Source organism: Streptomyces sp. R44, assembly GCF_041053105.1.
Classification (GTDB): Bacteria; Actinomycetota; Actinomycetes; order Streptomycetales; family Streptomycetaceae; genus Streptomyces.
On record NZ_CP163444.1, the window covers coordinates 8,091,799 to 8,111,901 of the forward strand.

Sequence of the window (20,103 nt, forward strand, 5' to 3'; positions counted from 1 at the left end):
ATGGACGTCGACTTCCCGTTCCACATCGCCCGCACCGGCCGTACGGCCTCGACCGGGTACGACGAGCACGTGCGCGACATGGTCGAGCAGGTCCTCTTCACCAGGCCGGGGGAGCGGGTCAACCGGCCGGACTTCGGCTGCGGTCTGCTCGACCTCGTCTTCGAACCCACCGGTCCCGAGTTCGCCGCGGCGCTGCGGGTGACCGTGCAGGCGGCGTTGCAGCGCTGGCTCGGCGACGTCATCGCCGTCCGGTCGGTGGACGTCTTCGCCGAGGACTCCGTGCTGCGGTTCGAGATCGGCTACACGGTCCTGGCCACCGGCCAGGCCCGCACCGACACGTTCGAGGGCGGAGGCGTCCGATGAGCGCACAGCCGGGCGCGGCACGGCCCCTCGCGTCACGGGCCCGCAAGGCGCGGGCGGAGGGGCGCAACGGGATCGAGGCCGTGACGGTCGACCCGAGCCGGCGCCGGATCACCCTGACGCTGTTCGGGCCCGCACCCCAGGGCCTGGTCCCGGCGAACTTCAGGATCAGCGGCGGAGTCGTCGCCCGGGACCCGCGGGTGGTGTCCGCTGTCACGGACCCCGACGCCGACCCGGACCGCCCCGGGCGGATCGTCCTCGAAGTGGACCGCGCCGGGGACATCTCCCGGTACCTCCTGGAGGTGCTGCGCACCGACGCGCTCGGCAGGCCCGGAACGGAACCCCTCGACGGGTTCGACCCGTTCTTCGCCCGCGCCGAGTTCGGCTTCGGCCAGGACTGCCCGGCCCTCACGGACTGCGCCGCCGACCCCTGTCCGCCGCCCGCGTACCCCGAGCCGGTCATCGACTACCTCGCCAAGGACTACGAGAGCCTGCGGCGCACCCTGCTGGAACGGCTCAGCCTCACCCTGCCGCAGTGGGGGGAGCGGCACGCGGCGGACCTCATGGTCGCCCTGGTCGAACTCCTCGCGTACGCCGGCGACGAGCTGAGCTACCGGCAGGACGCGGTCGCCGCCGAGGCCTATCTCGACACCGCCCGGCTGCGGACCTCGGTGCGCCGCCACACCCGGCTGGTGGACTACCCGATGCACGACGGCTGCGCCGCCCGCGCGTTCGTCTGCCTGAACGCGCCCGCCCGGATCACCCTGGCCGCCGGCACGTTCCGGTTCAGGGCCGGCCCGGAGATCTTCGAGCCCGTCACCGCCGAGGACGTCACCGTCCATCCGGCCCACGGACGGATCCCGCTGTGGGCGTGGGGCGAACCGGAGTTCTGTCTGCCCGCCGGGGCGACCTCGGCGGCCCTGCGGGACGGGAAGGGCTTCCGCGGCCTCGCCCTGGCGCCGGGTGACGTCCTGGTCCTCGAAGAGGCCGTCGGCGCGCAGACCGGCCTGGAGGCCGATGCCGACCGCACCCACCGTCAGGCCGTGCGGCTCGTCGAGGTCCGGGAATCGGCCGACTGCCTCTACGACCAGCGTCTGCTGGAGGTGACCTGGGCCGCGGAGGACGCCCTCCGGTTCCCGCTGCGCGTGACGGCGGTCGGCGGCAAGGACTGCCGGCAGCTGCAGATCGGGGTGGCCCGCGGCAACGCCGTACTCGTCGAACACGGAGCCGGCCGCACCTGGTGCGGCCGGGAACCCGAGCGGTTCACCTGGCCGGCCCCGCCTCCCGGCGAACCCGGATGCCCCTGCCCGCCCGGCTTCGGCTGCGCGCACACCGGCGGCCCGGCCCGGCTGCCCGCGTATCCGCCGCTGCCGGTCGGCTGCTCACCGGCCGTACCGGGCGAACCGAACGCGGGCAGCGTCACCTTCAGCGCCCCCTTCCCGGCACCGGCCGACGTCGCGCGCGGCCAGGCCGCCCGTCTCGACGGCGTCGCGGACCGGGCCCGCGAGCGCCTGCTCGGTCTGCTGCGGGCAGCCGAGAGCGGCACCCCGCCCGACGCGGCGGCCATCTCCTGGCTGACGACCGTCTTCGGCGCCCGGGCGCTCGGCCGCCCGCCGCTGGGCACGGACCCGGCCGGCGCGCTGCGCACCCTCTCGGCCCGCTTCGACGAACTCCTGGAGCGCAAACTGGACCGGCTGCGGGAACTCGCCGCCCGGGCGCGGGCCGGGTACGTCCTGCGGGGCGACGACGAGGGCTGGGAGACCGGCCAGAGCTGGGGCGAGGACGAGGGGGACGCGCTCGACCCCGCCCGGACCGTCTTCCACGGGCCCGCCGCCCGGGCCCTGGCACCCGACCCGAGGGAAGCCCTCCCCGCCGTGCGGGTGACCGCAGCGGCCGGCGGCGACCCCTGGCTGCCCCGGCGCGACCTGCTCGACAGCGGACCCGCCGACCGCGACATGGTCGGCGAGGCCGACGAGGACGGCGTGCTCCGTCTGCGCTTCGGCGACGGCACGGCCGGCGCCCTGCCCGCTCCGGGCACCGTCCTCGAACTGCGGTACCGCCTGGGCAACGGCCTGGCCGGGAACGTGGCGGCGGAGGCCATCGACGCGATCGAACTCTGCCGCACCACGGGTGTCACCGTCGAGGTGCGCAACCCCTTGCCGGCCACCGGCGGCACCGACCCCGAGCCCGTCGCCCAGGTCCGTGCGCGAGCGCCGCACGAGGCGGCACGCCGGCTCCTGCGCGCCGTCGCCGCCCAGGACTACGCGACCCTGGCCGCCGAGGCGCCCGGAGTGCAGCGGGCCGGAGCCCGGCTGCGCTGGACGGGCGCCTGGTACGAGGCGCAGGTCTCCGTCGACGCTCTCGGCACGCCGACCGCCCCCGCCGCGCTCCTCGACGTGGTGCGCGAGCGGCTCCACCGCGCCCGCCGGATCGGCCACGACCTCGTCGTCGGCTCCGCGCGGACGGTGCCGCTGCGTCTTGCCCTGTGCGTGGTGGCCGAACCGCACGCCGTGGCCGGTCATGTGCGGACGGCGGTGGCCCGGGTGCTCGGCACCGGGACGCTCCCCGACGGCACGCGCGGGCTCTTCCACCCCGACGAGCTGACCTTCGGCACGGCCGTGCGGGTGAGCCGGATCGTCGCCGCGGTCGCCGCCGTGCCCGGCGTCCGGTCGGCGAAGGTCACCGCCCTCGAGCGGCTCTTCGAGCCGTCCGGGCAGCCGCTGCGCGACGGGGTCCTGACCCTGGGCCCGCACGAGGTGCCCCGGCTGGACGGCGATCCGGCCCGACCCGAGCACGGCGTTCTGGAACTGGAGATCGGAGGCGGCCGATGAACAGCCACGGCGGACCCGGCGACATCGTCGGCGGCGCGAGCGACTGCGGGTGCGGCGGCTGCGGCCCGCACTCCGGGCCGCCCACCCCGGCGGACGTGTACAATCCGCCGGGCCTGTCCGCCCTCCGCTACCGGGCCGGAACGCACGGGCAGTTCATGGCCTCGATGCGGGAGCGGATCGCGAGCCGGCCCGCGCTCGCGGCACTGCGCACCCGCGAGCCGGACGACCCCGCGATCGCGCTGCTCGACTGCTGGGCGGTCGTCGCCGACATCCTCACCTTCTACACCGAGCGCCATGCCCAGGAGGGTTTCGTGGCCACGGCCGGGGAGCAGGAGTCGCTCGTCCTGCTCGGCCGCCTCGTCGGCCACCGTCCACGGCCCGCGCTCGGCGCCGGCGGCCACCTCGCCTACACCCTCGACCCGGGGGCCCGATCCACCGTGCCGGCCGGAACACAGGCCAGGAGCGTGCCCTCCCCGGGGCAGTTGCCGCAGACCTTCGAGACCGCCGAGGACCTCGACGCCGACGCGCAGTGGAACACCCTGGCGGTCCGCCTCACGGCGCCCCCGCCGCTGTCCCCGTACTCCTCCCGCGACGGCGGCCCCGAACCCGTCACCTTCACCGGCGCCGCGCTCAACCTCAGGGCAGGCGACAGGATCCTCGTCCTGTTCGCCGCCGGGCAGACGCCCCAGGTGCGGACCGTCGCCGACGTCACCCCCGATTTCACGCTCGGACGAACCACGGTGACCTTCCTCCGGGAAGCCCCGCCCGATCTTCCCGCCCGGGCCCACTCCGCCCTGAGCTCCGCGGAGCGCGCCGCCCCGCGCCGCGCCGCGGTCGAGCCGCTCCGCGCGGCCCTGGAGGAGGCACGCGACCTCCTGACGCCCGAGACCGACCCCGACGACCTGTACGAGGCGCTGGCCCAGGCGGACCGCCTGGTCGCGGAGGGCATCGCCTTCCTCCCGGAGGTACGGGACGGCGTGCTGGCCCGCTGGGCCGACCGGGAAGTCGCCCGGGCGGTACGGGCCGTGCGCGCGGCGCTCGTCGCCGTGGCCGCCGACCGGCGCCGAAGCCTGCCCGACATCGAGTACCTGCGCGAACTCGCCCGCAGTCTGGTCTGCCCCGCCTCGCACGAGGACCGCAGCGCGGGAGACGAGGAGTGCGACCGGGCGACGGCGCTCGTCGCCACCGCCGCCGTCCTGCCGGCCCTGCGCCGTACGCCCGCCCGCCTCCCGGCCTCCGGCCGAGAGGTCGGCACGTCCCTCGGCGCCTTGTGGGACCCGCGGTCCGACGCCGTCCCCGGCCTGCTCGCCGCCGCCGACCCCCGGCTCGCGGGAAGCATCCACCGGGCCTGGGCGACCCAGCGGATCGCCGCACCGCGGCAGACGTCCGGCATCCAGGTCCTGAGGATCAAGGGCCGCCCGCTCGCCGGGCCCCGCACCGGGGACGGCTCGGAGACCGAGAACATCTACCTGGAGGGCGCGCACGACGGCGTGCTGCCGGGCATGCACGTCGTCACCGAGCAGGCCCGTGACGACGGTTCCTCGCCCCAGGTGTTCGTGGTGGAGGTGGTGACGACGGCCCAGGTGCGGCTGCCCGTGCCGACACCGGAGGACGCCCCGCCGATCACCGTCCCGGTCACCCGGATCACCGTCGACGGCGCATGGTACGAGGACCACGACGGCAGGGTGCCCTACGAGAGCATCACCGTACGGACCGGCGGCGACCCCCTCGTCCTCGCGGAGCAGCCGGTCACCGAGGACGTCGCGGGCAGCCGGATCGAACTCGCGCAGGTCCACGCCGGGTTGCGGCCGGGCCGGCGCCTGATCGTCTCCGGGGAGCGGACCGACATCCCCGGGACGACGGGAGTCACCGCCGCCGAACCGGTGATGCTCGCGGCGGTCCGGCAGAGCCTCGGCGCCGACGGGCCCGGGGAGTCGGTCCGCACGACCCTCCTCCTCGCGGCCCCGCTCGCCTACACGTACCGGCGCGACACGGTGGTGATCCACGGCAACGTCGTCCCCGCGACACAAGGGGAGACACGTACGGAGGTGCTCGGCAGCGGCGACGCCGCCCGCGCCCGGCAGTCCTTCCCGCTGCGCCAGGTGTCCGCCTCCGCCCCGCTCACGCACCTGCCCGCCGCCACCGCCGACGGCGCCGAACCCGCCCTGACCGTACGGGTGGACCAGGTCCGCTGGCACCTCTCCGAGGACCTGTCGCTCCTCGGCCCCCAGGACCACGGCCACCGGTTGACCGAACGCCCGGGAACGGCATCGGTCGCCTTCGGGGACGGGATCCACGGATCACGGCTCCCCACGGGTCTGGAGAACGTCACCGCCACGTACCGCACCGGTGCGGGAGCCGGCGGCAACCTGCCGGCCGGCCGGATCACCCAGCTCGCCGGCCGGCCCCCCGGCGTCAACGCCGTGACCAACCCGCTGCCCTCCACGGGCGGCACGGACGCCGACGGACCCGAAGACATCCGCGCCGGCGTTCCGCTGCGCTGCCGCGCCCTGGACCGGCTGGTGTCCGTGCAGGACTACGCCGATTTCGCCCGGGCCCGCCCGGGCATCGGACGGGCCACGGCCGCCCGCCTGTTCGACGGGCGACGAGAGCTCGTGCACCTCACCGTCGCCGGCGTCGACGACGCCCCGATCGACGTCTCGGACCCGCTGCTCAGCGGCCTGACCACCGCCCTGGCCGCATACGGCGACCCCCACCTGCCCGTCACCGTCGACGTCCGCGAACGCGTCGTTCTCGTCCTGTCGGCAGGACTCAGAGTGCTGCCCGACCACACCTTCGACACCGTCGAGACGGCCGTACGGGCGGCGCTGCTCCGCACCCTCGGCTTCGCCGCACGCGACCTCGCCCGGCCGGCCCACCTGAGCGAGGTGCTCGCCACCGCACAGGCCGTGCCCGGCGTCGACCACCTCGACGTCGACGTCTTCGCCGGAATCCCGGCGACCGGCGACCCCCTGGCCCTCGTCCGTCTGCCCGCCTCGCTGCGGGAGGCGGCGGACGCCGTCGACGCGCGGCCGGCCCGGGCCCTGCGCACGTTCCACACCGTGGGCCAGGACGCCACCGGGTCCGACGACACCCTCACCTCGATCGCCCTCGCACACGGGCTGAGCGTGGCCGAACTCGTCGCCCTCAACCCCACGCTGCGCGCGGTCGGTCTGCGGCAGGGCCGCCGACTGACCGTCTTCTCCGGCATCCGCCCCGCCCAGCTCGCCGTGTTCGCCCCCGACCTGCCCGAGACGCTGATCCTGCGGAGGATCCCATGACCGCCGAGCCCGGGCCGAGCCTCTACGACCTGCTGCCCGCCCTCCACCGGCGCCGCGACGCCGAGCAGGGCGGGCCGCTGGAGGCGCTCCTCGGCGTGATCGAGGAGCAGCGCGCCGTCGTCGGCCAGGCGATCGACCAGAGCTACGCCGACCTGTTCGTCGAGACCTGCCAGGCGTGGGTACTGCCCTACCTCGGGGCCCTGGTGGGCTACGCGCCGCTGCCCGGATACGAGGAGGTGCTCGCCCGCCGGGACGAGAGCGCGGCCCGGCTCGCCCGCGTCGTCGCGCCCCGCCGCGACGTCGCCCGCACACTGGCCGACCGCCGCCGCAAGGGGACCCTCGCCGTCCTGGAGGACCTCGCCCGGGACGTCGCCGACTGGCCCGCCCGGGCCGTGGAGTTCCGGCACCTGCTCGGCTTCCACCAGCCCGTGCGGCTGTACGCCACGCACCCGGCGGACACCGCGGACCGGCTGCGCCGCGGGCAACTGGCCGACCTGCGGCGCGGCGCGGAACTCGACCTGGTGGACGGGCCCTTCGACCGGCTCGCCCACACCGTCGACGTGCGCCGGCTCGACTCCGCACACCGCCCTGGCGGCCGCCACGGCATCCCGGCCGTCGGCCTGTTCGTGTGGCGTCTCGGCGCCTACCCCGTCACCCGCGCTCCGGCGTACTGCCGTGACCGCGACCGCGCCCACTACACGTTCAGCGTCCTGGGCAACGACACACCGCTCGCGACCCGGCCGGTGCGCGAACCGGCGCCCCACCACATCGCGGACGAGACCAACGTGCCCGGCCTGATCCGGCGCCGTGCCTTCGAGACGAGCACGGCGCACTACTACGGCCCCGGCAAGAGCCTCTGCGTCTACGTCGACGACGAGCCCGTCCCGCTCACGGCGATCGTCCCGGCGGACCTCTCCCGGTGGAGCTACGTTCCGCGGCGCGGCCAGGTCGCCGTCGATCCGGTTCTGGGACGCATCGCCTTCCCGGCCCGCTCCGCGCCCGACACCGGCGTCCGGGTCAGCTACCACTACGCGTTCGCGGCGGCCCTGGGCGGCGGCGAGTACCCCCGTACGGAACCGGTGCCGGAGCCCGCGCCCGGTGCTCCGGCCCCGGCGGAGCCCTATCGCGTGGGCCCCGGGCAGCGGTTCGAACGACTCAAGGACGCCCTCGTGGCATGGCGCCGCGACAAGGCGGCCGACCCGTCCCGCCGTCAGGCGGTCATCGAACTGGTGGGGCCGGCGGTGCTGCAGGAGCAGATCGACATCCGCCTCGACCGCGGCGACCGGCTCACCGTACGCGCCGCGCCCGGCAGCCGCCCCGTCCTGCGTCTCCTCGACTGGTACGCCAACCGCCCCGACGCCCTGCGGATCACCGGCACCGGCAGGGGCAAGGGCCCCCTGCCGGAGATCAGGCTCGCGGGCCTGCTGGTGACCGGGCGCAGCGTCCGGGTGCAGGGCGCCGTCGGACGGGTCACGATCAGCCACTGCACCCTCGTCCCGGGGTGGTCGCTGGACGCGGAGGGGCACTGCGAGCACCCGCAGCAGCCAGGCCTCGAACTCGTCCGCACACCCGCCTGCCTGGAGATCGAGCACAGCATCACCGGCACGCTCGTCGTCGTCGCCGACGAGACCCGCAGCGGCCCCAACCAGGTCTTCCTCTCCGACTCCGTCCTCGACGCCACCTCCGCCGCGCTGCCCGCGCTCACGGGCCCCGACGGCGAGTGCGCGTACGCCGAGCTGTCGGCGCGCCGCACCACGGTCATCGGCTCGGTGCACGTCCAGTCCGTCGGCCTCGTGGAGAACTCCCTGCTCGACGGCGAGGTCGAGGTCTGCGTGCGCCAGCGCGGCTGCATCCGCTTCTCCTACCTGGCGCCCGGCTCGCGCACACCGGCTCCCTTCCACTGCGAGCCGGCCCACTCCGGCGCACCGGACCGCGTGGTCCCCCGCTTCACCAGCACCCGCTACGGAACCCCCGGGTACGGCCAACTCGCGCCCGGATGCGCCGAGGAGATCCGGCGCGGCGCGGACGACGGCTCCGAACTCGGCGCCTTCCACGACCTGTTCCAGCCCCAGCGCGACGACGGGCTGCGCACGAGGCTGGCGGAGTTCACGCCGGCCGGCGCTTCGAGCGACGTCCTGTTCGTCACCTGACCCGTCCCTTCCGAAAGGCACGCACACCATGGCCGTGGACATCTCACGCGTCTCGTTCGACCCGTCCAAGCACTACTCCCGCCTCATCCACCAGCAGGGCCGCGTCACGCTCGACGCCGACGCCAACGAACAGACACAGGTCCTCCTGCACTACCTGCGCACCGTCGTCGCCGACGTGCTCGGGCCCACCGCCCGCCCCGAGTCCGCTCCCGGGTTCGACGTCTCCCGGGTGCCGGACGACCCGGACGCGGACCTGCTGATCGGGCCCGGACGCCTGTACGTCGACGGGCTGCTCGTCGAGAGCGGCGAGGAGACCACGTACCTCGGCCAGCCCGAGGGCTACGTCGACCCGGACCGAGGCGCGGTCCCCGACGGCCCCTTCGGGGTGTACCTGCGGGCCTGGGAGCGTGAGATCACCGCGATCCAGGACCCGTCGATCCGCGAGGTCGCGCTCGGCGCCACCGGCCCCGACACCGCGGCCCGCGCCAAGGTGGTCTGGCAGGTCGCCCTGCACCCGTACGGGAACGACGACCCCGGCAGCTCCGGAGCGGCGGACGCCCTGCGCACCTGGCTGGCCCGCCTGCACGGGCCGAAGGGCCGGATGGCCGCCCGCACCGGGGACGACCGCACAGGTCCCGCCGAACCGTGCGTCATCGCCCCCGAAGCCCGGTACCGCGGACCGGAGAACCAGCTCTACCGGGTGCAGATCCACACCTCCGGCGTCGGCGCCCGGCCCGGCGACGACCACACCCACCTCCACCCCGTGCCCGCGGCCCGCAAGCGGGGAGCGGCGGCCAGGGGAAAGGCCGCCGAACCGGACACCGCCACCTTCGTCTGGTCCCGGGAGAACGCCTCCGTCGCCTTCCCGGTCGCCCGGGTCGCCGGCCCCGTCGTGACCCTGGAGTCCTGGGGGCGGGACGGCAGCCTCGGCCTCGACGTGGGTGACTGGGTCGAACTGCTCGACGACGCCACGGCCGTACGGGCGGCGGACGACCTGCCGACCGCCCCCGCGCCGCGCATCCACCGGATCACCGCCCTGGACGTGGCCGGCCGGACCGTGACGCTGGACGCCGACCCGAACGACGCCGCCCCCGGTGCCGAGCCCCCGGCCCCGGCCGTGACCGGAGATCCCGAGCTGCACCCGTACCTGCGCAGGTGGGACCACCGCCCGCCGCCGGGAGCGGACGCCCTGCCGGTCGTCCTCGACACGTGGATTCCGCTGGAGGACGGCGTCGAGGTGCGGTTCAGCGCCCCGCCGGCGCCGGACGACCTTCCCAAGAAGGCGGCGCACAAGCCGCCCCGTTTCCGGCGCGGAGACCACTGGCTCGTGCCGGCCCGTACCGTCTCCGGCGACGTGCTCTGGCCGCAGGACCCGGAAGGCCCGGCCGCCGTGGAGCCGCACGGTGTGGTCTACCGGTACGCACCGCTGGCCTACGTGCCCGCCCAGGGCGACCCCGTCCCCCTCGTGCCCGTCTTCACGCCCCTGTTCCCGTGAGCCCGTCCCCCGATGCCGGCCACCAGCGGACGCCGGCGCCGCTGCACGGCCTGGAGCGCCGGGCGGCGAAGGCGGCGCCCGCGGTGGACCACCGCCTGGAGGCCGAGGCGGACCGGTTCGCCGGGACCCTCGCGGACCGTCGCACGGCGGGCGACGCGGGGCCGGTGCGTCCGATGCCGCCGCTGCCCGTGTCCGCCCCTCCTCCGCCCGGCTCCGCCGGCGCGCCCCTGGACGCGCACACACGGCGCGAGATGGAGTCCCGGCTGGGCTGGGACCTCACGCACGTCCGCGTGCACACCGGCAGGCAGGCCGCCGAGTCGGCCGCCGCCCTCGGCGCCCGGGCGTACACGACCGGCCCGCACATCGTCTGCGGCGGCGGCGAGGACCCCGCCTCGGCGTCCGGGCGCCGCCTGCTCGCCCACGAACTGGCCCACGTGGCGCAGCAGGCCCGTGGCGAGGGCCACGGCACGGTCCATCTCAAACCCCAGGCCCCGCCGAAACCGAAGACCCCCGCCGCCCGGCTGTTCCCGCTGAAAGTGACGCGCGTGATGTCCCCGCCGGAGCTGCTGCGCGAGTTCGTCCGGCAGTACTACCGGGCCACGAGCGAGCAGGAGGTCGACCGGCGCCTCGCCTGGTGGCACTGGGAAGCCGGGCGCGTCCGGTCGGCGACCGCCGACGACGTCCGCAGGGGAGAAATCCAGCTGCGCGTCACCGACGTCACGCAGGCCGCCGCGGAACGCCTGGCCCCGGCCGAGCAGGCCCAGGTCAACGAGGAGGCGAACGTCCGGTTCTGGCGCGAGAGCGGCCTCGCGCCGGGAACGAAGCTGGGCACCGGCCCCGAGGACGCCCCACTGCGCGCGCGGTGGCTGGGCGCCCGGGCCGACGTCCTCCAGGAGCACGAACAGCGCCGGGAGATGGCGGCGCTGCCCGAGGACATCCGGCGCGTCCTGTTCAGCGGCACGCGGACCCTGGCCCCGGCGGAGTACGAGACCGTCCTGCGGATCGCACGGAAGCTGAGCGCGCTGGACCAGGCGCAGCGGGCGGAGTACCTCAGCCGCGTCAACGCGGGCACGAACGACTGGTCCGAACTCGACGCCTCGATCGAGAGGTTCACGGTCCAGCAACACGCCCGGGAGAACGAGGCGCTCCGGACCAGGGAGGCGGAGGCGACCCTCTTCGGCTGCGAGGACCTGTACGAGCTGTGGGCCCGCCGCAACCGCCTGCGGGCGGCGGCGGTCTTCGCCATGGGGCCCTACGCGGGAGTCTCCGCAGGCGCGCCGGCCGAACTGCAGGAGGCCGGAACCCGCTTCCAGGAAGGCCTCGCACGGCACGGCTTCGCCGACGAGGCGGCGTTCCTCGCCGCGATGGAGACGTACCGGCTGCGGTTCAGGTCCGAGGCCGTCCAGCTCGGCCTCGACGTCCTGGCCCGCTACGACCACCTCCTCTACGAGGAGCGGCTGCGGCTGAACAGCCCCGGATACGCGGAGAAGATGGTCGCCGGCATCGCGGCGACGCAGGCGGGCGCCCAGTACACGGCGGCGGCCGAGCAGGAATCCCTCGCCCGGCTCATCGAGTCGACGGCGGACCCCGAGTCGATGCGCGAGCGGCTCCGTGCCCACCAGGAGGCCTTCCGCCACCGCGAGGAGGCCGCCTCGCTGCGCGGCTCGGCCGCGGCGGCGGTGGTGACCGCCTCCGGCGACGACCCGCTCGTCGACCCCGAACAGCTGGGCCGGGCCACCGACCGCGAGAAGCTGACGCGGCTCGACGCCCCCGCCGCCCGGCAGTACCTGCTCGACGTGACGGCGGAGCGGCTCGCGGACACGGGCAGGGCCCGCCGCGAGTTCATCGACGACCCCGAGCGGGTGTTCAGCCAGTCGCCGCTCGTCGAGGCGACCAAGCGGACCCAAGGGGTGGACGAGGACACGATCTACGCCTGGATCGTCCGCGACCACCTGGAGGCGGTCCGCCAACGGCACATCTTCTCCGCCGTCGTCGTCGGCATCATCTCCGTCGTACTGATGGCGCTGGTGCCGGGCGGGGGCTGGCTGGCGGCGGCCGCTCTGGTCGCGAACACGGCGATCAGCGGGTACCAGGCGATCGAGGCGATCGAGGAGTACCGCAAGGAGGCCGTCGAGTACCGACTGGCCTTCCTCTCGGAGGAGCCGTCGCTGTTCTGGGTGGGGGTCGCCGTCGCCGCGGCCGCCGTCGACCTCGGGATGACGACGGGCGCCCTGCTGAAGATGTCGGCGAAGGGCCTCACCGCGCTCGAAGGGCCGCTGCGCGAGTTCTCCGCGGCCACGGACATCGAGACGGCCACCACTCGCTACCAGGCGCTCAGCGCCCGGATCCGGACGGTCGAGGACCTGACGCCGGAGGTCAAGGCCGCGGTCCAGGAGGCCGGCGCCGCGAAGCTCGCGTTCGAGACGGCGGTGGGCCGGGCCATGGGAAAGCTCGGATCGCTGCCGATCTTCAACCCGGACTGGTACAAGGCCGTCTACTACGGCCTCAAGACGGGGGTGAGGACACTCGCCAGATTCCGCAAGGAGCCGCGGCTCTACGCGCTCATGGGCGATGTCACCCAGATGTCCGCGGCGACGCGGGCCGAACTCGAGACGGCGTTCGGCCGGCTCCAGAAGATCGTCGCGACGGCCGAACGCACGGGCATGGACGACGCCACGGCCCTGCGGTACGTGGACCGGCTCGCCGACGAACGGGAGGCGGGCCAGAGCGCCTTCGAAGCGCTCATGAAGGACATGAAGGAGTGGCGGCCGCCGACTCCCCAGCAGGTCCGGGCCGAGGCGAGGCTCGGCGAGGCGAGCGAGCTTCTCGCGGATCTGGGCCAGGAGAGGGCCGGACTGCTCGCCGAGCGGGCGGCCCGGCCGAGGACGCCCTCGGGCGCGGTCGACACCGAGCGGATCGGGGAGATCGACGCCCGGCTGAGAGAGCTCGACGACGAGGTCGTCCGCAGCGGCCCGGACCAGGGCAGGGTGCTGCGCGAAGGAGAGCTCACCCGTGCCCGGCACGGCCTGGACGCGGCGCAGGAGCTCGCGGAGGCCGCACGGGTCAGGCCGACGGTCCGGATGCGGCAGTACTTCAACGCCTCACGGGAGAAGGCCGCGGTCGCGGTCGCGAAGACCGACCAGGTGGGACCGCTGCTGCGGACCCCCTCCGGGCTCGACGTCGATCACGTCGTCTCGCTCCAGCGCATCTCCGAGATGCCGGGCTTCGAGAAGCTGAGACCCCATGAGATCAGGGCCCTCGCCGTCCGCGAGGACAACCTCGTGCGCATGGACGCCCTCGCGAACGCTTCCAAGGGCGACCGCAGCTGGCGGACGTGGAAGCAGGCCGGGTACTACTACGGGCCCGATGTCATCGAGAAGTGGGCGGCCAAGGACGCCGAGCTGACGAAGACGATCCAGGACTGGATCCAGGCGACGGTCCGCGGCCGCTGACCGCTGACGGGGGCGCGGGATCACCCTTTCGAGTCGCTTGGCCGGGGCCGGAGAGGGTAGTGCGCAGACGCCGGGCCGCGCAGCGCCGTCCGGCGGACGACCTGCGGCGACGGGGAGAGGGATGGCCAAGGACCTGTCACTTCCGGTGCCCGCACTGCGCCTGCTCGGCACCTTCGGCCTCGACCTCGCGGACGGCGGGCGAGCGGGCGTCGAAGCCCCCGGGCAGCGGGTGCTGGCCTTCCTGGGGCTCAACCGGTGCACCACCCGCGGCATCCTCGCCGGCACCATGTGGCCCCACGCCACCGAGGCCCATGCGCAGGGCAGCCTGCGCTCCGCGCTGTGGCGGCTGCGCCGCGCCGGCGCCGGGGTCGTCGAGAGCCGTGGCGAGGTGCTGTCGCTGTCCGAGGACGTCACGGTCGACGTGCGCGTGTGCGTCCGTGCCGCCCTGTCGGTGGTGAACGACGCGGAACCGCGCGACGAGGCGGGCCTCGGCCTGCTGGCCGCCGGCGACCTGCTGCCCGGATGGGACGAGGAGTGGGTGGTCGTCGAACGCGAACGGCTGCGCCAACTGCGGCTGCACGCGCTGGAGGCGCTGAGCGCCCGTCTGTCCCGGGACGGCCGCCACGCGCTCGCCCTCGACGCCGCGCTGATCTGCGTGGGCATCGATCCCCTGCGCGAGAGCGCACACCGGGCGGTCGTCGCCGTCCACCTCGCCGAGCACAACACCGCCGAGGCCGTCCGCCACTACGAGACCTTCCGCGCCCTGGTCCGCGAGGAACTGTCCATCGAACCCTCCCCGCAGTTCACCGCGATGCTCCCCCCGTCCGTCCTCCGCCGCCCACCCCGCCTCGTCCGCCCCTCTCCGCCGCCGCCCCTCCCCGACCCGGGCCGCGTCCGCCCCGTCATGTGACAGGTCTGTCCGAGGGGCGCTCCCTGATGTGATCATGATGTCTTCGCAGAGGTCGAGTGGGGGGATCAGAGCATGGACTTCGTGCTGCCGTTGGACGCTGCCGCCGCGACACTGGAGACGGCCGGGGGCAAGGGGGCGGCGCTGTCCGAGCTCGCGCGCGGCGGGCTTCCGGTGCCGGGCGGGTTCCATGTGACGACCGCCGCCTACCAGGAGTTCGTCTCCTCGACCGGGGTGGCGGACCGCATCCGCGCCGAACTCGCCGTCGCGTCCGGACCGGACGACGGCCCGGACACCGGCGCGGGTGCCCGCATCCGGGCGCTGTTCGACGAGGGCCCGCTCCCCGCCGCTCTGGAGCGGGCCGTCTCGAAGGCGTACGCGGAACTCGGTGACGGCGCCCGCACGGTCGCCGTGCGGTCCTCGGCCACGGCGGAGGACCTGCCCGACCTGTCCTTCGCCGGCCAGCAGGACACGTACCTGAACATCACCGGCGAGAGCGCCCTGCTAGCTGCCGTCCGCCGCTGCTGGGCCTCCCTGTGGACCGACCGCGCCCTCGCGTACCGGGCCAGGGCGGGCATCGCGCACGAGGACGTCTCGCTCGCCGTGGTGGTGCAGGAGCTGGTGGCCGCCGACGCCGCCGGGGTGATGTTCACCGTCGACCCGCTCGGCGGGCGGGCCGACCGGCTCGTGGTCAACGCCGCCTGGGGACTGGGCGAAGCCGTCGTCAGCGGACTGGTCACCCCGGACACCCTGGTCGTCGACCGGGCGGACCTGTCCGTCGTGGAGGAACGTGTCGCCGCCAAGGAGGTGATGACCGTCCCCACCGCCGACGGCACCGCCGAGCGTCCGGTCCCCGCCGACCGGCGCGAGGCTCCGGTCCTCACCGCCGCGGAGGCCGGTGAACTGGCTCGGCTCGGGCTCGCGATCGAGGAACTGTACGGGGAGCCCCGCGATGTCGAGTGGGCGCGCGAGGCAGGTGCCTTCCGCATCCTCCAGGCACGCCCGATCACCACGGTCGCGGAGCCCGGGCCCGAGGTGTGGAACGACAGCACCGGCACCGACTCGCTGTGGACGAGCGCCAACCTGGGCGAGGCCGTCCCGGACGTGATGACGCCCGCGACCTGGTCGTTCGTCAAGGCGTTCATGGGCGACGTCATGGTCGGGGCCACCCTGGAGGGACGCCCGATGTACGGGAACATCGGCGGCCGCTTCTACATGAACCTCAGCGTCACGGCCACCCTCGCGGCGGCGTTCGGGCAGGGCCGGAAGTTCGCCCGGGCCAACGAGCTGGTGTTCGGTCGTCTTCCGGAGGGCGTGGCCGTTCCGCTGCTGCCCGCGTCCCGGCTGCGGGTCTGGCGCGACACCCTCGGCGAGGCGTTCGCGGTGATGAGCCGCATCCGCGCGAACGGGAAGCTGCTGCCCGCGTTCCTGGAGGAGGCGCCCGAACGCTGCGAGGCGCTGCGGGCCCGCGTCGCCGGCGCGGAGACCGCGGGGGACCTGTCGGCACTGTGGGCGACGGAGGTGGCTCCGTACTTCCGGCGCTGCTGCCACATGCTCCAGGCCGCCACCCGCCAGGGCGGCGACTCCCTGGTCAGGGTACGCGGCACCCTGGAGTCCCTGGTGGGCGAAGAGGCCGCCGACCTCATGACCACCGGCCTCGGCGACGAGGGCGAACTGGCCAGTATGGGGCCGCTGCTCGGCCTGGAACGGCTCGCCCGCGGCGAGACCGACCGCGACGCCTACACCCGCGCCTACGGGCACCGCGGCCCGCACGAGTTCGAGGTGTCCCTCCCGCGGCCCGCCGAGGACGCGCGGTGGATCGACCGGCAGCTCGCCGCCCTGAGCACGGTGGAGGAGGACGCCGCACTGCGGATCGGACGGCAGACGGCGGCCCGCGCGGCGGCGTGGGAGCGCCTGGCCGTCGCACACCCCCGGCGGGTGGCGGGCATCCGCGCCGCGGTGAACACCTGGGCCGCCTCGGCACGCCTGCGGGAGGCCGCCCGCACCGAGGTAGCCCGCGTCTTCTGGCTGCTGCGCACGTTCGTCCTGCGCGCCGGAGAGATCAGCGGGGCGGGGGAGGACCTGTTCTTCCTGTCCCGCGAGGAGATCCTCACCGTCCTCGGCGGCGACCGGGCCCCGCTCGCCGCGGTGCCGGCCCGCCGCGCCGCGTACGAGACCTATCGCGCGCTCCCCGTCTACCCGACCCTGATCCGGGGCGAGTTCGACCCGGATGTCTGGGCCGCCGACCCGAACCGGCGGGCCGACCTGTTCGACGCCCACGACACGACGCCCGCCACGGACACGGTCGCGGGCTCGCCCGCGTCCGCCGGGGTGGTGGAGGGCATCGCCCGGGTCGTCGCCGGCATCGAGCAGGGCGAGGCCGTCCGGCCGGGCGAGATCCTGGTCACCACGGTGACCAACATCGGCTGGACGCCGCTGTTCACAAGGATCTCGGCGATCGTGACGGATGTCGGCGCGAACCTCTCGCACGCCTCGATCGTGGCCCGGGAGCTCGGCATCCCGGCCGTGGTGGGCTGCGGGAACGCCACGACACGCATCCGGACGGGGGACAGGATCCGGGTGGACGGCGGCCGCGGGACCGTCGACGTCCTGGAGGCGACGACGGCACCCGAACCCGTGTGATGCCTCGGCCGACCGCCTGACCGAACCCCCAGCGTACGAACGGATGAACCCACCGGTGCCCCAGCACGCCCAGGCCATGCGCCGCCACTTCCATGAGGCCGCGGCACGACGCGGCTTCTCGGTCGCCCCCGCGCAGGAGGCCGCCGTCGAACGGCTCGCCCACCTGGCCGCCGAACTCGCCCGGCCGGCCTGGACCTTCCCCAGGCCGCCCCGCGACCTCTACGTCTGGGGCCCGGTCGGCCGGGGGAAGTCCTGGCTCGTGGACACCTTCTACGAAGGACTGCCCACCCCGCGCAAGCGCCGCCTGCACTTCCACGACTTCTTCCGCCGGCTGCACGACGGGGTGACCCGGCCGGGCGCCCGCCACGACGGACAGAGCGCCGTCGACAGCGCACTCGACGAGCTGATCGGCGACAGCAGGGTCCTGGTCTTCGACGAGTTCCACGCACACGACGCGGGCGACGCGATGCTGATCGCGCGCCTGTTCCGCACGCTGCTCGACCGCCGGATCACCCTGGTCACCACCTCGAACTACCCGCCCGCCGGACTGATGCCGGACCCGCTCTATCACCACCTGTTCGAGCCGACCATCCAGCTCATCGAGGAGCGGATGGACGTCCTGGACGTCACGGGGCCGGTGGACTTCCGCCGCGTCGCGGCGCCCGCCGCGGCGGACGGCGGCCGCCGGTTCGCGACGGGCCTGTGTCTGCCTCCGGGCGACCCCGGCCTGGATGAGCTGGGCCTCCCCGCCCCGGAGCCCGCGGAGGCCACCGCCGTCCAGGCCCATCTGCGGGAGCTGCCGGCCCGCGCGGTGCGCGGAGAGCTCGTCTGGCTCGCCTTCGACGCCCTGTGCGAGGCCGCGACGGGAGTGCCCGACTACCTCGCCCTCGCCGAACGGTTCCCCACCCTGGTCCTGGACGGTGTGCCGCCGCTGGCCGAGGCCTCCGCGGACGGACGGCAGCGGTTCGCGAACCTCGTCGACGTGGCCTGCGACCGTGACGTCCGGCTCGTCCTCATCGGCGCCGACCCCCTGACCGGCCTCTCCGCCGGCCAGGCCCTCACCCGCGACCTGGACCGCACGGCAAGCCGCCTCGCGATGCTCCGGCGGACGGACCGAGCTCCGGTTCCTCCTCCCGTCACCCCTGACCGTGCCGCGCGATCACGACCGGCTCCTCGATGAGCCGCACCGTCGGCGCCGGCTCGGGCACCGGACGCCTCCATGTGCCCTCCTCGTCCGCGACCTCGGCGAACTCCCAGTTCCGGCAGGTCTTGTCGAGTGCCAGCGGGTAGAGGGTGAGCGTGCCGTCCGGTGCGAGGTGCATCCGGAGGAAGCCCTTGTGTTCGTCGACGGACTGCCCGGACATCTGCCAGTCGGCCACCAGGCCACGGTTCGTCCACAGCACCCACAGGGCGAAGAGCTGGGAGCCCAGGCAGGCGCCCATCACGGCGGCGACGACCAGCAGGATCGCCACGAACGCGAAGCCGTTCCAGGAGGACGGCACCGACCGGGTGATGGCGACGGTGACGGCCAGGGCCGCGGCGGCGACCGCCGCCTGGAACAGTACGGCCGCGAGCGGACCGGACGGGGCCCGGGGGCGCCGTTCGCGCAGCAGACCCCTGCCCCAGCCGATCACGAAGGACAGGACGAAGAGGGCGGCACTGGCGCAGAGCAGGCGGAGCACGTCGTCGGCATCGGCGTTCCGCAGGGCCCCGACGGGATGGTGCCGGCCCTCGGCCAGCGCGAACGCGCCGCTCGCGATCAGGACGAGCACCATCTGCACCGCCCCGGCCAGGACGGCGAATCCGGGGTTGCGCCGCGGGAGCCAGTACCGCGACCAGGGCTTGGCGATCGCGCCGGTGAGCGAGCGGGACTCCGCCGCGTCCGGGTACGTGCGCTGGGCGAGGGCGAAGGCCGTCGGCGGCTTGTCCTTCTTCTGCATGCGCGAGGTGGCCGGCGGCAGCGGCAGGACCTTCGGGAGCCTGTGGGTGGACGAGAGGTACGCCCCGCCCAGGCCGCACGTCACCATCTGGCGCCGCCGGGGGTCCGGGGGCAGGGCGTCGTCGGCCCCGGCCCCGTCGTCGGGCAGGCGCTCCGCGTAGCGGGCGTAGTGGTGCTTGTCGCCGGTCAGCCACAGCCGGATCGAGGCTCCCGTCTCCTCGTGCTTCCGGGTCGTCCGGTCGAAGCGGGACCGCACGATGTTGCGGTCGAACCAGTGCAGGGAGTTGAAGGCGTCGGGCCTCTCGTCGCTCCTCACCCAGGTGGGCTCGGCCGAGCAGACGATCACGCCGTCACCCGGACGCAGTCGCGGCGAGAAGTACGTCTCGAAGTAGCGCCGCTGCGGATCGTCGAAGTAGGTGCCGAGCTGGCTGTCCAGACCGACGAGCCACCAGCGCTGCGGCAGCTCCACGGCGAAGTAGCTCCGGGTCTGCCGGGTCTGCCAGCCGCCGATCACGCTCTCCTGCGTGAACATCCGCAGGAAGGCGGTGAGTCCGTCGTACCAGTCGTGGTTGCCCGGCAGCGCGACCATGAGCGGCTCGTCCGGCGCCGAGGGGAGCGCCGCGCGGTAGGGGCCCTTCATCCGGTCCTCGTACGCGGTCGCCGACGCCACCGGGTACACCTGGTCCCCGCCGAGGACGAGCAGCGAGCCACGGGGGAGCGGGCCGGGCCCGTCGACGGCCAGTCGGTCCGCCCCGAGGGCGAAGGCCACCGAGGCCGTCGCCTCGAAGCCGTCGCCGAGGTCCGCGACGAAGTCGATCCAGAGCTCCTCCGCGTCGGGGTCCCTCAACGGCGCCCGCAGCAGACCGGCCTCCAGCGCGCCCTGGATCTCTCGTTTGTCCGAGTAGTCGGCGAAGACGGCGGCCAGGCAGACCTTGACCGCCGTACGCGCCAGCTCCTTCGGCGCGAGCCAGCGCACCGGCCCCTGGGGAGTGAACCGGAGATCCTTCGCGTGTCCGCGCAGTTCCTGGAAGTCCACGTCGGCTCC

Annotated in this window: 10 protein-coding genes; 9 read left to right on the forward strand and 1 reads right to left on the reverse strand. The window is 74.6% G+C overall.

What is annotated here, in order from left to right:
- The 9 genes from AB5J54_RS37515 (at position 1) to zapE (ending at position 18,299) form a co-directional block, all read left to right on the forward strand.
- On the forward strand, positions 1-363 hold the full coding sequence (locus AB5J54_RS37515; protein WP_369148414.1) for a GPW/gp25 family protein: 363 nt from the start codon (positions 1-3) through the stop codon (positions 361-363).
- The gene (locus AB5J54_RS37520; RefSeq protein WP_369148415.1) at positions 360-3,191 is read left to right on the forward strand and encodes a putative baseplate assembly protein; all 2,832 of its coding nucleotides are present in this window, start codon (positions 360-362) and stop codon (positions 3,189-3,191) included. The genes AB5J54_RS37515 and AB5J54_RS37520 overlap by 4 nt, the downstream gene beginning before the upstream one ends.
- Positions 3,188-6,472, forward strand: a complete 3,285-nt coding sequence (locus tag AB5J54_RS37525; protein ID WP_369148416.1) for a putative baseplate assembly protein — start codon at positions 3,188-3,190, stop codon at positions 6,470-6,472. Before AB5J54_RS37520 ends, AB5J54_RS37525 begins: the two co-directional genes overlap by 4 nt.
- Entirely contained in the window at positions 6,469-8,622 is a 2,154-nt protein-coding gene (locus tag AB5J54_RS37530; RefSeq protein WP_369148417.1) for a hypothetical protein, read from the forward strand. Before AB5J54_RS37525 ends, AB5J54_RS37530 begins: the two co-directional genes overlap by 4 nt.
- 34 nt (positions 8,623-8,656) lie before the next feature.
- Entirely contained in the window at positions 8,657-10,117 is a 1,461-nt protein-coding gene (locus tag AB5J54_RS37535) for a DUF6519 domain-containing protein (protein WP_369148418.1), read from the forward strand.
- Positions 10,114-13,569, forward strand: coding sequence for a DUF4157 domain-containing protein (locus tag AB5J54_RS37540; protein WP_369148419.1), 3,456 nt, complete (start codon positions 10,114-10,116; stop codon positions 13,567-13,569). The genes AB5J54_RS37535 and AB5J54_RS37540 overlap by 4 nt, the downstream gene beginning before the upstream one ends.
- A gap of 121 nt (positions 13,570-13,690) precedes the next feature.
- A complete protein-coding gene (locus AB5J54_RS37545; protein WP_369148420.1) occupies positions 13,691-14,479 on the forward strand; it encodes a BTAD domain-containing putative transcriptional regulator in 789 nt (262 codons plus the stop codon).
- A gap of 72 nt (positions 14,480-14,551) precedes the next feature.
- A complete protein-coding gene (locus AB5J54_RS37550; protein WP_369148422.1) occupies positions 14,552-17,119 on the forward strand; it encodes a PEP/pyruvate-binding domain-containing protein in 2,568 nt (855 codons plus the stop codon).
- A gap of 43 nt (positions 17,120-17,162) precedes the next feature.
- Positions 17,163-18,299 carry a cell division protein ZapE gene (gene zapE, locus AB5J54_RS37555; RefSeq protein ID WP_369148423.1) on the forward strand — a complete coding sequence of 379 codons (1,137 nt, stop codon included), beginning with the start codon at positions 17,163-17,165 and terminating at the stop codon, positions 18,297-18,299.
- Here the strand turns inward: zapE and AB5J54_RS37560 are convergent.
- On the reverse strand, positions 18,256-20,094 hold the full coding sequence (locus AB5J54_RS37560; RefSeq protein WP_369148424.1) for a hypothetical protein: 1,839 nt from the start codon (positions 20,092-20,094) through the stop codon (positions 18,256-18,258). The two genes, zapE and AB5J54_RS37560, sit on opposite strands and share 44 nt — an antisense overlap.
- Positions 20,095-20,103: the final 9 nt, after the last annotated feature.

Excerpts from the sequence above, each read along its gene's own strand:
- AB5J54_RS37550 (WP_369148422.1), top strand. The coding sequence starts at position 14,552 with ATGGACTTCGTGCTGCCGTTGGACGCTGCCGCCGCGACACTGGAGACG.
- zapE (WP_369148423.1), top strand. The coding sequence starts at position 17,163 with ATGAACCCACCGGTGCCCCAGCACGCCCAGGCCATGCGCCGCCACTTC.
- AB5J54_RS37530 (WP_369148417.1), top strand. The coding sequence starts at position 6,469 with ATGACCGCCGAGCCCGGGCCGAGCCTCTACGACCTGCTGCCCGCCCTC.
- AB5J54_RS37525 (WP_369148416.1), top strand. The coding sequence starts at position 3,188 with ATGAACAGCCACGGCGGACCCGGCGACATCGTCGGCGGCGCGAGCGAC.
- AB5J54_RS37515 (WP_369148414.1), top strand. The coding sequence starts at position 1 with ATGGACGTCGACTTCCCGTTCCACATCGCCCGCACCGGCCGTACGGCC.
- AB5J54_RS37545 (WP_369148420.1), top strand. The coding sequence starts at position 13,691 with ATGGCCAAGGACCTGTCACTTCCGGTGCCCGCACTGCGCCTGCTCGGC.
- AB5J54_RS37520 (WP_369148415.1), top strand. The coding sequence starts at position 360 with ATGAGCGCACAGCCGGGCGCGGCACGGCCCCTCGCGTCACGGGCCCGC.